Genomic DNA, 15086 nt, shown 5'->3' on the forward strand with positions numbered 1-15086 from the left:
TTTCGACGTCTTATTTTTTGTTGAAGTCAATGGCTTCTCTTGTTTTTGTTAATAAGGTTTTGCCTTCTGTTAACAAGGTTTCATCATAGCCAAATTCTGCCATAATAGTGGCTATTTCTGTTTGACTTTCTGTGTTTTAGAGTGCTACTCTATACTGTTCTAAGGTTTCTGCTTCTGATAATGTTCTTTTTGTTGCCATTTTTGCAATTGTTTTTAGTTACTATTGTGTTTATTGCTTTTTCCTTACGGATGTTTGGCTATTCCTTACAAGTCTTGGTGTATTCCTTACAGTTTATTTTCTTTTCCTTATGGCTATTGGTCTGCTCCTTGTAGTTGGTTTTGTGTTCCTTATTTGGTTTCTTTCACTTCTTATGATTTGTTGTGTCTAATTTACCCCTTTTGCGCTATATCTTAAAGTTGTTGGGCTGTAATTTATGATTGGTATTGCTTTTTTTTTGATGAATACTCTTTATTTAGTGGCTTCTTCTACAATTTTTATTTCATCTGCTGTTAATCCGTACAACTCATAAACCATTTGGTCTATTTCTTTGTCCGTTTTATCAATTTCTGCTTTTAATTTCGTTGCTTTTTGTTTTTGATCGTTAAAATACTGCATCCATTCTGCTTCTTCGCTTAAGGATAGTTTGCTATACTCTGTTTTATTTTCTTTTGCAGATTTTTTACGGGCTTTTTCTAACTCTTTTAGAAACTCTCCAAAGCTTAGTTCGTGCCAGTTTTGAAGTTTTTTTGAGTGATTTGTTAAGTTAAATTTAGATGCTAATAAACCCAATAAATTGTTACCTACTTTTTGAAGCTCTTTCTTAAGAGAAAGCATTAAATTAACATTTTTAATGAGTGCTGTTACGTCTGTAGGAATTTCAGGAAGTGGAAATGGTTTTAGGTAATTGGTTTTAAATCTAAAATATCCACCTCTTAATTCTGTACCGGTGTTTTTCAAGAAAAACCACATCACTTTAGAGTTTAATATGCCAAGATAAAATTTTTCATCAACCTTAAACTTTTCATTTTTCACAAAGGAATAAATCGTAGTTGGATGATAAAACTCTCCTTTTTCGTCATAAGTCATATTGCAACCCAATGAGATTTCTTGGGTCATTATTTTAGGCTTTCCAAATTTTGTAAGACTTTTAGGATAAATGTACAAATACCAACCTTCTTCAATATTCATTCTTCCTTTTTCTCTTCCTCTAATTTCAGTTTCAAAATGTTTCAGATAAGCATAGGTTTTAGGTAATTGTGCTTTGATAGATTCTTCTGAAACTGCTTGACCATTTTCATATGGAAAGAAAACAAAATATTGATTGTTTAATGACTTATACTTTGAAATTTCATTTCCTTTAATATAAGGTTTAGCTAAGGTTTTTTCAATTTCAAAACGATAATCATATTTGGCATTATATGCTTCAATATAATTTCCTTTATCAACTCCTTCAAAAACATAAACCGCATCTAGACTTGTTGCAATTCCTTGGAAAATATTATCAAAAACATCATCAACAGTGAAAGGTTGTTGTTTTAATTTTTTAATGGTATCATAGATTTTTTGACTTTGCAAATCCCAATTTTGTTCGCTTAAATTTTCAAGCAGGATATAATCCCATTCAAAAGGCATGGCTAACTCAAGAGGATTTACTTTTTTAAATAAAACCTTATCTTTTGTGCTTTTGCTTAAGTTTATAATACAAGTATAGGTTGAAGCATCTGCAAAAACCATTTCAGAACCAAAATGTAAAATGCTATCTACAGCCGTTTTATCTTTGAAGAATCGCCTAATTCCTTCACCAAAATCGGTTACCAAAAACTTATGAGGTAAAATGTAAGAAACAATACCTTTGTTATTTATAAGTTCAAAACTTCGCTCCATAAAGAGTGCATAGATATCATAATTTGCAGTTGCGGATTGGAATTCTTTTTCATAGTACTTACACATTTCTGGATAATGTTCTACAAGTCCTTGTTTTCTAACATAAGGCGGATTTCCAATCACCACATCAAAACCACCTGTATATTGTGGTGTAAAAGCATGATCATAATCTTGGTTAAGTATGGGGTGGTTCAGAAGGGATTGAAGTTGCTTATTGCTGGGTAATTCATGTTTGGTTCTGTTGGTTTGTATATAGTTTACAGTATTGTACAGTTGGTTATCTTCCTTTATGTCTTTACAGCCATATTTTTGTGTCCATAGGCTATTTTGTTTTTTGCCTCTTCCAGGCAAGGGAGCAGGCTCTTTTGTTGTATTCAAGGGAGCAGGCTCCTTTGTTATACTCAAGGGAGCAGGCTCTTTTGTTATACTCAAGGGAGCAGGCTCCCTTGTTGTACTCAAGGGAGCAGGCTCCCTTGTTGAACTCGTAGGCTTATTGTTATGCTGCCCAGTTGTGGTAACCCCTCTATGTATATTTATTTTTCTGGCTGTTTTGGCTTTTATGATTTGCATCATCTTAGGCACTTCTTCCTCTTCACAAACTAGCAGTAAATGTATATGGTCTCCACAAATGTTATAGCTCATTATGTTTAGTTTCTTTTCTTCTGCTATGGCTATAATTTCTTTGGTGATTATTACTTCTTCTTCTGGCGTAAGCTTGGTATAATTAGGCAAAGGATTAGTACCTCCATCACGTTTTTGCCGCACTTTATAATCTATCATTCGTTGCGATGTTCTACTATCGTGCAGGGCAGTTGTTATATGGTATGCTTTTTTATCTTTTTCTTTAAATACCGTAGGAAACTCTTTTTGCCAATGAAAGGCTTTATCTCCTGCAACACTTGGGTTGTCAATTAAACTGTTACCGCATTTAATATTGCTGTTTAATGATGTTAATTTTCTACCTTTTTGTGCTGTTCTTAACCAAAGTGAAAGTTTAGCAATTTCAACACTTTCTTCGTTAATATCTACACCGAACAAATTGTTTTCTAAAATGGCGTTTTCAACTTCGCTTAATACCATTGTATCTCCAAACAATTTGGCTTGCAACTCGTCTATGTATTGATGTTCTGCAATTAAAAATTCTAAGGCTTGGTTTAAAAAAGCGCCACTACCACAAGCTGGGTCACAAATAGTAATTTGCAATAACCATTTTCTGTATTCTTCTAATTTTTGTGATAGTTTTTTTATGGTTGTTTTTTTTCTTCCTTTGCGTTCCTTTTCGTATTCTGCTTCTTGTATGTTTAGTTCTATTTTCTTTTCTTCACAAAGTTTGCCAACTGTATGATCTACAATGTATTTGGTAATGTATTTTGGTGTATAAAAAACGCCGTCTTTTTTACGTTTGGTTTTGCTTTGGTCTGTTGTAATGCCTTGTATTTCTGCCTGAATTTCGTCGATATCGTTTAACGAATGTTCAAAAATGTGCCCAAGAATATTTACGCTTACTTCACTCTCAAAATCGTAGTTGCTTAAATTAAGGGTGTGTTTGTAAAGTAAATTGTCATTGATTTTAATGTTGTCTAAAATTTCGTCTGGTGCAAAAAGTCCGCCATTGTATGCAAAAATATCGTGTTGTTGCCCTTTGTGCCCTGTATTCATATACCCGAAATATTTTTTAAATCGGTTGTATAGTGGGAAATATTCGTCGTATTTATCACGTAAATCAGTCCATTGATTTACAATAGAACGGATTGAGTTTGGTGGTAACAACAATCTATCTTCTGCAAAAAAGATAAATAGAAAGCGGTCGAGTAATTTTTGTGTTTTCTTGAATAACGTTAGTTTGTCGTATGCAGGGTTTTCTTTTTGAATGGCATCAAAAATCTCGTTTCTAAATGAAGCGTAATCTTTGTATAATTTTTTGGTAACGTTTTCTTCTTGTGTTAACGATTCATCCTTAATTTTTTTAGGAACGTTTTTTAAAAGATATTCTGATGATAGGCAAAGCCATAGTAAATTAAAACGTTCTTTTGTAAGTTGAAAGAGATTAAATTCTTCAAAATCAACGGCATTGTCAATATAAAAACGTAATTTTTCAAAGTTGGAAGTAATGACATAATTACAACCTGGTTGGTTGTTTTTATAGCCAAATGCTTGGGTTTCTACTTTGCTTAAATCGGTTGTGTTAGTGCCTTTGAGTTCAATTACAGCAAGTGCTTTTACCAAGTGAGCATTTTCTGAGCTATCATTTGGCGAGGGAGCATGCACCCTTGATAAAATTGCGCCATCTGTTTTTTTTGAGCCTTTTATATTTTTTAATTCTGTTGTGAGATTAAAGTGAGGTGTTGGGTTTTTGGTGTAGCCTAAAACGTTTACAAAAAGGTCAATTAGAAATTCGCCTTGATATTGTTCCTCTTTCGAGTTTCTAATGTTTTCTTGAATTGTAGGATTATGAAAATGACTTGTAAATTTTTGGTAAGCTTTTTCAATTTTTTCTGGCTGTAGTCCTTTTAAATATTTGTTTAAAACAGCGTTTTGAAACAGGCTCATAGTGTATCTTTTTCTTCAAATTTAGTAATAATCTGAGTGATGGCAAAAAAACAGCTCATTTGGTTTTTTGTGGCTGGTTTTAGCTTGTGTACAACCTTGTTGTGTAAGTGTAGTGAGGGAGTTGTAAGCTATTAGTTTTAGTTTATACATTAAAATGATGCTGTCTGAAAAGTATTAAAATTTGTCATTTCGACTGTAATGGAGAAATCTTATTTATTGATAATTAAATACATAGATTTTTCGGCTTCGCTCAAAATGATATATAGATTTACTTATCAGACAGCCTTTATTATTTTTAATAGGTTTTTTTAAAAGCTAGTGCACTTTTAAAAGAAAATAGTTCTTTTTACCACGTTGTAACAATACATATTTATCAGCAATTAAATCATTAGTAGTAATGGTAAAACTATCGTTTACTTTTTCTTTATTCACAGAAATTGAATTTTCTTTTAATGCTCTTCTAGCATCTCCATTCGATTTTAAAAAGTTGGTTTTTGCAGCTAAGGCTCCAATCATATCTAAACCCTCTGCAATATCTTCTGTAGCAATTGTTGCTTGTGGTACACCATCAAAAACATCTAAAAAGGTTTGCTCGTCTAAAGATTTTAAATCAGCAGCTGTAGATTTACCGAATAAAATATTAGAAGCTGCAATTGCTTTATCATATTCTTCTTTTCCGTGAACTAAAACTGTTACTTCTTCTCCTAAACGTTTTTGTAAAACTCTTGTATGTGGTGCATCTTTGTGCTCATTAATTAAAGAATTAATGGTTTCTTCATCTAAAAAAGTAAAGATTTTAATATACTTTTCTGCATCTTCATCAGACGTATTTAACCAATATTGGTAAAATTTATAAGGTGATGTTCTCTTGGCATCTAACCAAACATTACCCCCTTCTGATTTTCCGAATTTAGACCCATCTGATTTCGTAATTAATGGGCAAGTAATGGCATAGCCTTTTCCATTACCAATTCTACGAATCAACTCTGTTCCAGTAGTGATATTTCCCCATTGATCAGAACCCCCCATTTGCAGCGTTGTTGCATTTTCTCTAAACAAATGTAAAAAGTCATAACCTTGAACCATTTGGTAAGTAAACTCTGTAAAAGACATTCCCTCTTTAGATGCTGCACCAATTCTATTTTTTACAGAATCTTTTGCCATCATGTAATTTACGGTAATGTGTTTGCCCACATCTCTAATAAATTCTAAGAACGAAATATCTTTCATCCAATCGTAATTGTTTACTAGAATTGCTGCATTTTCAGCATCCGAAGTAAAATCTAAAAAATGACCCAATTGCGCTTTTACACATTCTTGGTTATGTCTTAATGTTTTTTCATCTAACAAATTACGTTCTGCAGATTTACCAGAAGGATCTCCAATCATACCAGTTGCACCACCCACCAAAGCAATAGGTTTATGACCACATCTTTGATAATGAGCCAATAACATAATAGGTACTAAATTACCAATATGTAAAGAATCTGCTGTTGGGTCAAAACCAACATAAGCACTTCTCATTTGTTCTAAAAGATGTTCTTCAGTTCCAGGCATAGTGTCGTGTAACATTCCACGCCATTGTAATTCTTCAATAAAGTTTTTCATTGTATAAACGTAATGTCATTACAAACAAACAGAAATACTCTTTTTATTAAAATAAAAGGTTGCTTTCTAAACTCGCAATGACGTATTAAATAGTCTTTTAAATTCGATTGGCAAATATAAGTTTATCAACCAAAATATACTAAATTCGTAATATGATTTTAGTTACAGGAGGTACTGGTTTAGTGGGGTCGCATTTATTGTATCATTTATGCTTAGAGAATGATAAAATTAGAGCCATTTATAGAACAAAATCCTCTTTAGAAAAGGTAAAAAATGTCTTTTCGTATTATACTTCTGATGCTTCGCTTTTTGATAAGATAGAATGGTTTGAAGCAGATATTACAAAAGTACCTGTAATGATTTTAGCTTTTAAAGAGATAAAACAAGTATATCATTGTGCTGCCTTTATTTCTTTTGATGCTAAGGATTACAGAGAAATGCGTAAAGTAAATATACATGGAACCGCAATTATTGCCAACCTTGCTATTGATGCTAAAATTGATAAGCTTTGTTTTGTAAGTTCTATTGCTGCTGTTGGCGAGCCTAAAAACGAAAATGAAGTAATTACAGAAGAATGCGAATGGAATAAAGAATTGGATAATAGTGGCTATTCGATTACCAAATTTGGTGCAGAAATGGAAGTTTGGAGGGCAAGCCAAGAAGGAGTTGATGTGGTTATTGTAAACCCCGGTATTATTTTAGGAAGTGGTTTTTGGACTGCTGGTTCTGGTAAATTATTTAGTCAAGTGTATTATGGGTTTAAGTATTATACAGAAGGTGTAACAGGTTTTGTGGGTGTAAAAGATGTGGTACAATCAATGATACAATTGATGAATGCTGATGTAAAAAACGAACGCTTTATTTTGGTTGCCGAAAACAAATCTTTTAAAGAGGTTTTCTTTACCATAGCAGATGCTTTTGGTAAAAAAAGGCCATCAATACAAATAAAACCTTGGCAAACTACTGTGTTTTGGAGACTTGCTTGGTTGATTTCAAAAATTACTGGAAAAGCACCTTTGCTAAGCAAATATTCAGCTAAAAGTGCACATTCTATTTCTAGATACTCATCTAAAAAAATTAAAAAAGAATTGAGTTTTCAATTTAAAACTTTAGATGATTCTATTCGAAATATTTGTAACAACTATCTTAAATCTTAATTGTAATCTTTCTCAATTATTAAAGAATCTTTTTTATTTAAGTCAATCTTTTTTATAGAATCCTTTTTCTTTTTTAACAGTCTTACTTTTTCTAAAGAATCTGTTCTTATAGAGTCTTTTATTGTTTTTATTTTATCAAAAACAGCTTTTTGTTTTTCTAAGTTTTGTTTAGCATTTTCCACAATTTCTTGATAATCGTCTATTGTACTCATATAATACAGATTACTGTTTTGAAAACGAGTACTATCAATTTTAAAACGATCATACACTAAAGGCATATAATTTATCTTTTTTTCTTGGTTTTTATTTTTGATAAATTTAGAAGAACTTGCAATAACCAACTCTTGTAGTAAAAGACTCATAGTATCTTTAGGAATCAAGTCTTTTGGCTTTTCAAAAATGGTATTACTTGTACAAGAAGCTGCGAAAATAAATAGAAATAAAAGGCTAATTTTTTTCATATTAACGGTTAAATGTTAAGCGCTTACCTTTAATATCTTCGTTAAAAACACCATTATTATACATTAAGTTTCCGTTTACAAAAGTGTGTGTAATTTGAGATGAAAAGGTGGTTCCTTCAAATGGAGACCAACCACATTTGTATAAAATATTGTCTTTAGCAACTGTCCAAGATTTTTTAGGATCAATAAGTACCACATCTGCATAGAAGCCTTCTTTAATAAATCCTCTCTTTTTAATTTGAAATAATTTTGCAGGGTTATGGCTCATTTTTTCTACGGCTTTTTCAATTGAAATAACGCCTTCTTTTACTTTTTCTAAAATAGCAGTTACTGCATGTTGTACTAATGGCCCACCACTTGGTGCTTTTGTGTATACATTTTGTTTTTCCGCTAATGTATGTGGAGCGTGATCTGTAGCCAAAACATCAATTCTATCATCTAATAAAGCTTTCCATAAACCTAATCTGTCTTTTTCGGTTTTTACTGCAGGATTCCATTTAATAAACGTGCCTTTTTCTTCGTAATCTGTATCGTTAAACCATAAATGATGCACGCAAACCTCTGCAGTAATTTGCTTTTCTTCTAAAGGGATATCGTTTCTAAACAACTCCGTTTCTTTAGCTGTAGAAACATGAAAAATGTGCAAACGAGCGCCTGTTTTTTTAGCCAATTCAATAGCTTTAGATGATGAAATGTAGCAAGCTTCTTCACTTCTAATGATTGGATGGTATTTTATAGGAATATTATCACCAAATTTTTCTTTGTAAGCGGCTGTGTTTTTTCTAATAGTTGCTTCATCTTCACAATGTACAGAAATAATCATTTTGGTTGATGAAAAAATCTTTTCTAAAACTTCTACATCATCTACCAACATATTTCCTGTAGACGAACCCAAAAACAACTTTATACCAGCAACCATTTTTGGATCAGTTTTTAATAATTCATCTAAATTATCATTAGTACCACCAAACATAAATGAATAATTGGTGTACGAATCTTTTGCTGCTATTTGAAATTTATCTTCTAATAATTTTTGTGTTGTTGCCTGTGGTACTGTATTGGGTTGCTCTATAAATGTGGTAATTCCGCCAGCAACTGCGGCTTTACTTTCTGTAGCAATGTTTGCTTTATGGGTTAAACCAGGTTCTCTAAAATGTACTTGATCATCAATAAAACCAGGAATTAAATACTTTCCTTCAGCATCAATAATTTCTATATTTTCTGTAACGTTAATTTTTGATGAAATTTTTTTAATGATCTCATTTTCTATGAGTACATCACCTTTAAAAGTGGTATTCTCATTTACAATTGTTGCATTTTTTATTAAGTAACTACTCATGGCTATTTGTGTTTTGGTAATCCTTTTAATCTCATTTTTATTACTCCAAAAAGAGCTTCAGAAATAATGTTTCCGCTCATTTTTGATGCACCTAAATTTCTGTCTGTAAAAATAACAGAAACTTCTTTAATCTTAAATTTATGTTTCCAGGCCTTAAACTTCATTTCTATCTGAAAAGCATAGCCTATAAATTTTATTTTATCTAACTGTATGGTTTCTAATACTTTTCTGTTCCAACACACAAAACCTGCTGTAGTGTCAAAAATGGGAATTCTTGTTACAAAACGCACGTATCTAGAAGCAAAGTAAGAGAGTAGTAAACGTTTTATATCCCAATTTACTACATTAACTTGATTGTTTACGTATCTAGATCCTACAGAAACGTCTGCACCATTATTATAACAAGCATTATACAACCTTATTAAATCTTCTGGATTATGAGAAAAATCTGCATCCATCTCAATAATGTAGTCATATTTTTTTGACAAAGCCCACTTAAAACCATGAATATATGCAGTACCTAAACCATTTTTTTCTTGTCTTTTTTCGATGAAAAGTTGATTGGGAAATTCACTCATTAATTGGGTTACAATTCTTGCAGTTCCATCAGGAGAATTATCATCAACAATAAGAATATGAAATGCTTTTTTTTGCTTAAAAGTTGCTCTGATTATAGCTTCAATATTTTCTTTTTCGTTATAGGTAGGGATGATTATTAAAGCGTCTGACATAAATTAATTTTCAGTAGAAAGTAGGCAAATATACACTATTTAATCACTAATTTTGTGTAAATGAATTATAAATAAAAGTTAATTGCAAGCCGTTGATAAAATAGTACAAACAAATGATTGGGTAACACTATTATTCTTAATATTATTTTCGGGTATTGTTGTGTTGAAATTCATTAATTCAAAAAAACTAAAAGAAAATTTTTTTGCATTTTCTAGGTTTACAATTCTTGGAGATAAAGATGTAGAAATAACATCCTTTTTTAAAGGATTTCAACTTTTAATTTTTATGTTTTCTACATTGGTGTTTTCCTATTTAGTATATCAATTTAAATTATATAAATTACCAGAATCAAAAACGGGTTTACAAGCATTTTTATCCATATTTTCCTATGTATTGCTTTATTTTGTGGTAAAAAGAATTTTAGAGTATTCTTTGTTACTGCTATTTATGATTAAAAAAAGGGTGCAGTTTTTTGTAAATTTAAAAAACAGTTATCTGTACAGTATCTCTTTTTTATTATATATAGCTTTAATTGTTGTTGAATATTCTTACATGCTTAAGCAATACTTGTTGTTTTTTGCAGCCTTTCTATTCGTTTTACGATATCTGTTCTTGGTTGCAAGAAATAAAAAGCTGATTTTTAATAAGTTGTTTTATTTTATTTTGTATATTTGCGCCCTCGAAATAGCACCGCTATTTGTAGTTTTTAAATTGATGTTTTAAATACAAAAATACAAAGCGTATGAAAGTGAAAACTATATTGGTTTCCCAACCAGCACCAAAGACAGAAACCTCTCCTTATTTTGATTTGTCTGATAAACAAAAAGTTAAAATAGATTTTCGATCTTTTATTCACGTAGAAGGAATACCTGTAAAAGAGGTGAGAGCAGAAAAAATTGATTTGTCTAAATTTACTGCTATCATTTTAACAAGTAGAAATGCAGTAGATCATTTTTTTAGAATAGCTGAAGAAATGCGTTTTAAGGTGCCAGATGCTATGAAATATTTTTGCCAATCTGAAGCTGTGGCATATTATTTACAAAAATATGTGGTGTACAGAAAACGTAAAATTTACGTTGGAAATAGAACTTTTCCTGAATTAACGAAACTAATTAAGAAACATAAAACAGAAAAATTTTTACTGCCTTCTTCAGATAAATTAAAACCATCTATTCCTGAAGAGTTAGATAAGTTAGGAGTAAATTGGAAAAGGGTAGATTTGTACAGAACAGTAGTTAGTGATTTGTCTGACTTAGAGGATGTATTTTACGATGTTTTGGTGTTCTTTAGTCCATCAGGAATTGAATCATTGTTCAAAAATTTCCCAAATTTTAAACAAAATCAAACTAGAATTGCAGCATTTGGAAACTCTACAGTTAAAGCAGTAACAGAAGCAGGTTTAAAGTGCGATATTGTTGCACCTTCTAAAGAAACACCTTCTATGACTATGGCTTTAGATAAATATATTAAAGAGGTAAATAAAAAATAATCTATTCAAAAAATAATTTTTTGTAATATACAAAGCCAAGCAGAAATGCTTGGTTTCTTGTTTTAGCGTACTTTATATATTACAAATTTAAAAATAGTTCTCGCGGTTTTAAATCGTTTTATTCTAGGAACAGTAAATTCATTTCCTCATCCAATATTGTTAAACATAATTCATTTGGTTTAGTGTTTATAATCAAAAGAGCGCAGTTGAGAAATCTCTTAATTTTATCAAGATTTTTCCTTTCCATTCTAAGTAACATTCGTTTTGAATAACAAAATGGAATCTAGTTAAACCATAGTTCTTATGTCGAACTTATCTTCATAATCATTTTTATAATCAATAAAAAATGGATCAATTAGATAAATAGGGGTTTTTAAAATCGAACTCACTCTACTAATTTTAATTAAATTTTATCATTTTAATTTATAGATTTCTTATGATAGTTGTTAATTTTGTTTAAAGTATAAACTTAAAAATTAAACAAAACATGAAATTATTTAAATTACCTCTTTTATTTTTAGTTTTATTAACACTTGCAAATTGTGGTGGAAAAGAAAAAAAGAAAGAAGAACCGAGCTATAAGAAAGAAATAAAAAAGCCAAAGGAAACCAAAGCAAAAGTTGATTTATACAGTGATGTTGAATTATCTAACGATATCATTTTAACATCAAGTGATATTTCTAGATTTAGTAAAGAAATTTTGAAGGTAAAAGGAGGGCAAAAAGTAAAAATTACGCTTAAACATACTGGAAAATTAAAAAAAGAAGTAATGGGCCATAATTTTGTTTTACTTCAAAAAGGGGTTAGCATGTCTTCTTTTGCCAGAGATGCAGCAAAGGCCGTTTCTAATGAATACATACCCGAAAATTCAAAGGATGTTATTGTGCATACAAAGTTAATTGGTGGAGGTGAAGAAACTACAATAGAATTTGATGCACCAGAAGTTGGAACTTACAGGTTTATTTGTTCTTTTCCAGGGCATTATGTTTCTATGAAAGGTAAGTTTGTGGTAATTTAAACATAAAATTACAATAGTTATCATTTTCTTAAAAAAGAGACTGTCTAAAACACTTCAAAAACGCATCATTTCTACTATCAGAGAGATTTTATTTATCATAATTCAATGTTATGGATTTTTCTCAATTTTGCTAAAAATGATAGCTCACTTTGCTTTTTAGGCAGTCTCTTTAATGCTGAAAATTTCATCTAAAATTGCGGATAAGTGACGTTTCTATAAAGGCTCTAAATTAAGCAAACAAAGTTGCAAAAGCCTCTTCAATTTTACCAACTAAAATTAGTCTTATAGAATGATTTTTAGAGGATATTTTATTGTATTTCGAAGCAACAAAACTTTTGTAACCTAACTTTTCTGCTTCTAATATACGTTGATCAATTTTTGATACAGGTCTAATTTCACCAGCCAAACCAACCTCTGCTGCAAAACAAACATTAGGGTTAATGGCAATATCTTGATTGGATGATAAAATTGCTGCAACCACAGCCAAATCAATAGCAGGATCATCAACATTAATTCCGCCAGTAATATTTAAAAACACATCTTTTGCACCCAATTTAAATCCTGCTCTTTTTTCTAAAACCGCCAATAACATATTTAACCTTTTTAGATTGTAACCTGTTGTAGAACGTTGTGGAGTTCCGTAAACTGCTGTAGAAACCAAAGCTTGAATTTCAATCATTAAAGGTCGTATTCCTTCTAAAGTTGATGCAATTGCAGTTCCGCTTAAATCTGCATCTTTTTTAGAAATTAAAATTTCTGACGGATTAGAAATTTCGCGCAAACCATTAGACAACATTTCATAAATCCCTAATTCTGATGTAGAACCAAATCTGTTTTTCTGACTTCTTAAAATTCTATACGTATGATTTCTATCGCCTTCAAATTGTAAAACCACATCAACCATATGTTCTAAAATCTTGGGTCCTGCAATGTTTCCTTCTTTGTTGATATGACCAATTAAGAGAACAGGTGTTGCAGTTTCTTTGGCAAATTTTATCAATTCTGCACTCGTTTCTCTAATTTGAGAAATGCTTCCAGGAGAAGCTTCTATTGCATTTGTATGTAAAGTTTGAATAGAATCTATTACCAAAACTTCTGGCTCAGTTTCTTCGATATTTTTAAAGATTTGTTGGGTATTGGTTTCTGTTAAAATTAAACAATTAGAGTTTTCAGCATCTAAACGTTCTGCTCTCATTTTTATTTGAGATTGACTTTCTTCACCAGAAACATACAATACTTTTTGACTGATGTTTAAAGCAACTTGTAATAATAATGTCGATTTTCCAATACCAGGTTCACCACCTAAAAGAGTTACAGAACCTTTTACCAAACCACCACCTAAAACGGTATCTAATTCGTTGTTTTTAGTGATTACTCGTTCTTCAGGATTTAGAACAATATCAGCAATTTTTAAAGGTTTGTTAACCGATTGTTTTGCTGTGGTAGATTGTTTCCAAACTCGTTTTTCTTCTTTCTGAATTACTTCTTCAACAATGGTATTCCACTCTTTACAAGCACCACATTGTCCTACCCATTTTGCATGTTGAGTTCCACAGTTCTGACAGAAAAAAGTTGTTTTGGTTTTGGCCATTTTTATTAGAGTTGCAAAGTTTGAAAGGCGTAAAGTTACAAAGTAAAGTTAGATTATAAATATCTATTTTTTAATATAGACCCTTCAGGTTTTAAAAACCTGAAGGGTCTTTTTATTTTGAAAAAGTTTTCTCTGCTAAATAAAAAAAGGTTTTTGGATTTTTCTTGTTGCTGGCAAATAGTTGCGTTAGCGATTGAACGACCTGTTTGAGCTCTTTTTATTTGATAAAATAAAAAAGCGAGTAGTGAAAGCGCGACCTTTAGGGAACGCCCAAGTTCTATATGAAACTTTTAAGAAAAATTACGTTAAGCTATTTGTTTTTATTTACAACAGGAAGTAGTGCAAATGCTAACCCTCCAAAAACAATTACCATGGCAGTTTGTGCAGTCCACATAATCCATCCAAAAGCGGTTGCAGGTTCTGTTGGAATATTAAACAAGGCTAAAGCTCCAGCCACAGCAATTGGGTATAAACCAATTCCGCCATTAGTAGCAGCAATAGAAAATCCACCAGCAATAAAGCCTATTAAAATTCCTCCAAAAGGAACGTTTAAACCTTCAATAGCAGGTATTGTTGCCCAAAACATGGCCACATACATTACCCAAATAAAAATAGTGTGAGCTATAAATGCCCACTTATTTTTCATTTTAAAAATGCTGGTAACTCCTTCAATTAAACCCGAAACAAAGGTTTTAATTTTTAATAAAAAACCAGATTCTGCCTTTTTTACAAAGGATGAAAAAACAAAGAACCCAATAATTAAGATGATAAAACCAATGATAATTTTTGTAGGATCGAAGTTTTTAGTTAACAAATTGTAAATAAAATCGAATTGAACAAAAAGCGTTATGGCAACAATAGAAAGCATCATAATTAAATCTGCCAATCGTTCTGCTACGATAGTTCCAAAACCTTTTTCGAAAGGAATATCTTCATAATTTGCCATTACTGTTGCTCTTGAAATTTCTCCAGCTCTTGGCAAAGCTAAATTAACCAAATAGCCCACTAAAACTGCTAAAACACTATTGGTAAATTTTGGTTTAAAACCTAAAGGCTCTAGCATAAACTTCCATCTATAGGCTCTAGAAAGGTGACTCAAGATACCAAAAAATAACCCAAGAAATATCCATCCATAATTGGCTTCTTTAAAATATAGGCCTAATGTTTCAATTGAAATATCAGACAAAGAATACCAAACTAAAAAACCTCCCAAAGCGAGAGGTAGTATGGTTTTTAAAATTTTTTTGATGTCCAAA

At 31.1% G+C, this 15086-nt stretch carries 11 protein-coding genes and 1 pseudogene; 4 read left to right on the forward strand and 8 right to left on the reverse strand.

What is annotated here, in order from left to right:
- Positions 1-469: 469 nt before the first annotated feature.
- The 3 genes and pseudogenes from ACW9UN_RS10490 to tyrS form a co-directional block, all read right to left on the reverse strand.
- The gene (locus ACW9UN_RS10490; protein ID WP_459486287.1) at positions 470-2665 is read right to left on the reverse strand and encodes a DUF8810 domain-containing protein; all 2196 of its coding nucleotides are present in this window, start codon (positions 2663-2665) and stop codon (positions 470-472) included.
- A 66-nt stretch (positions 2666-2731) separates the two neighbouring features.
- A pseudogene (locus tag ACW9UN_RS10495) lies at positions 2732-4435 on the reverse strand (Eco57I restriction-modification methylase domain-containing protein); the annotation flags it as partial.
- Positions 4436-4750: 315 nt separating this feature from the next.
- Positions 4751-6043, reverse strand: a complete 1293-nt coding sequence (gene tyrS / locus ACW9UN_RS10500; protein ID WP_459486215.1) for a tyrosine--tRNA ligase — start codon at positions 6041-6043, stop codon at positions 4751-4753.
- A 152-nt stretch (positions 6044-6195) separates the two neighbouring features.
- Here tyrS and ACW9UN_RS10505 point away from each other — a divergent pair, with 152 nt between their 5' ends.
- Positions 6196-7200, forward strand: a complete 1005-nt coding sequence (locus tag ACW9UN_RS10505; RefSeq protein WP_459486216.1) for an SDR family oxidoreductase — start codon at positions 6196-6198, stop codon at positions 7198-7200.
- Here the strand turns inward: ACW9UN_RS10505 and ACW9UN_RS10510 are convergent.
- The 3 genes from ACW9UN_RS10510 to ACW9UN_RS10520 are packed head-to-tail and all read right to left on the reverse strand — an operon-like array spanning position 7197 to position 9731.
- Positions 7197-7661: a DUF4296 domain-containing protein gene (locus tag ACW9UN_RS10510; protein ID WP_459486217.1), complete on the reverse strand. Its 465-nt coding sequence runs from the start codon at positions 7659-7661 to the stop codon at positions 7197-7199. The genes ACW9UN_RS10505 and ACW9UN_RS10510 overlap by 4 nt on opposite strands.
- A gap of 1 nt (position 7662) precedes the next feature.
- On the reverse strand, positions 7663-9000 hold the full coding sequence (locus ACW9UN_RS10515) for a dihydroorotase (protein ID WP_459486218.1): 1338 nt from the start codon (positions 8998-9000) through the stop codon (positions 7663-7665).
- Positions 9001-9002: 2 nt separating this feature from the next.
- The gene (locus ACW9UN_RS10520) at positions 9003-9731 is read right to left on the reverse strand and encodes a polyprenol monophosphomannose synthase (protein WP_459486219.1); all 729 of its coding nucleotides are present in this window, start codon (positions 9729-9731) and stop codon (positions 9003-9005) included.
- Positions 9732-9813: 82 nt separating this feature from the next.
- On the opposite strand from ACW9UN_RS10520, the gene ACW9UN_RS10525 reads away from it, so the two are divergent.
- From ACW9UN_RS10525 to ACW9UN_RS10535, 3 genes are all read left to right on the forward strand, one after another.
- Positions 9814-10455 (forward strand): DUF4271 domain-containing protein, encoded by a 642-nt coding sequence (locus ACW9UN_RS10525; RefSeq protein WP_459486220.1) that lies wholly within the window; start codon positions 9814-9816, stop codon positions 10453-10455.
- Positions 10456-10474: 19 nt separating this feature from the next.
- The gene (locus ACW9UN_RS10530; RefSeq protein ID WP_459486221.1) at positions 10475-11221 is read left to right on the forward strand and encodes a uroporphyrinogen-III synthase; all 747 of its coding nucleotides are present in this window, start codon (positions 10475-10477) and stop codon (positions 11219-11221) included.
- A 487-nt stretch (positions 11222-11708) separates the two neighbouring features.
- Positions 11709-12239 carry a plastocyanin/azurin family copper-binding protein gene (locus ACW9UN_RS10535; protein WP_459486222.1) on the forward strand — a complete coding sequence of 177 codons (531 nt, stop codon included), beginning with the start codon at positions 11709-11711 and terminating at the stop codon, positions 12237-12239.
- Positions 12240-12468: 229 nt separating this feature from the next.
- Here the strand turns inward: ACW9UN_RS10535 and radA are convergent, their stop codons facing one another.
- The gene (gene radA, locus ACW9UN_RS10540) at positions 12469-13830 is read right to left on the reverse strand and encodes a DNA repair protein RadA (RefSeq protein ID WP_459486223.1); all 1362 of its coding nucleotides are present in this window, start codon (positions 13828-13830) and stop codon (positions 12469-12471) included.
- Between the two features lie 310 nt (positions 13831-14140).
- Positions 14141-15085, reverse strand: coding sequence for a lysylphosphatidylglycerol synthase transmembrane domain-containing protein (locus tag ACW9UN_RS10545; protein ID WP_459486224.1), 945 nt, complete (start codon positions 15083-15085; stop codon positions 14141-14143).
- Between the last annotated feature and the right edge of the window lies 1 nt (position 15086).

It is taken from the genome of Polaribacter litoreus, from assembly GCF_054584775.1.

What these genes read in the sequence shown, in the direction of transcription:
- radA (WP_459486223.1), bottom strand. Translation starts at nt 13,830, where the DNA reads ATGGCCAAAACCAAAACAACTTTTTTCTGTCAGAACTGTGGAACTCAA.
- tyrS (WP_459486215.1), bottom strand. Translation starts at nt 6,043, where the DNA reads ATGAAAAACTTTATTGAAGAATTACAATGGCGTGGAATGTTACACGAC.
- ACW9UN_RS10520 (WP_459486219.1), bottom strand. Translation starts at nt 9,731, where the DNA reads ATGTCAGACGCTTTAATAATCATCCCTACCTATAACGAAAAAGAAAAT.
- ACW9UN_RS10505 (WP_459486216.1), top strand. Translation starts at nt 6,196, where the DNA reads ATGATTTTAGTTACAGGAGGTACTGGTTTAGTGGGGTCGCATTTATTG.
- ACW9UN_RS10510 (WP_459486217.1), bottom strand. Translation starts at nt 7,661, where the DNA reads ATGAAAAAAATTAGCCTTTTATTTCTATTTATTTTCGCAGCTTCTTGT.
- ACW9UN_RS10530 (WP_459486221.1), top strand. Translation starts at nt 10,475, where the DNA reads ATGAAAGTGAAAACTATATTGGTTTCCCAACCAGCACCAAAGACAGAA.
- ACW9UN_RS10535 (WP_459486222.1), top strand. Translation starts at nt 11,709, where the DNA reads ATGAAATTATTTAAATTACCTCTTTTATTTTTAGTTTTATTAACACTT.
- ACW9UN_RS10515 (WP_459486218.1), bottom strand. Translation starts at nt 9,000, where the DNA reads ATGAGTAGTTACTTAATAAAAAATGCAACAATTGTAAATGAGAATACC.
- ACW9UN_RS10490 (WP_459486287.1), bottom strand. Translation starts at nt 2,665, where the DNA reads ATGATAGATTATAAAGTGCGGCAAAAACGTGATGGAGGTACTAATCCT.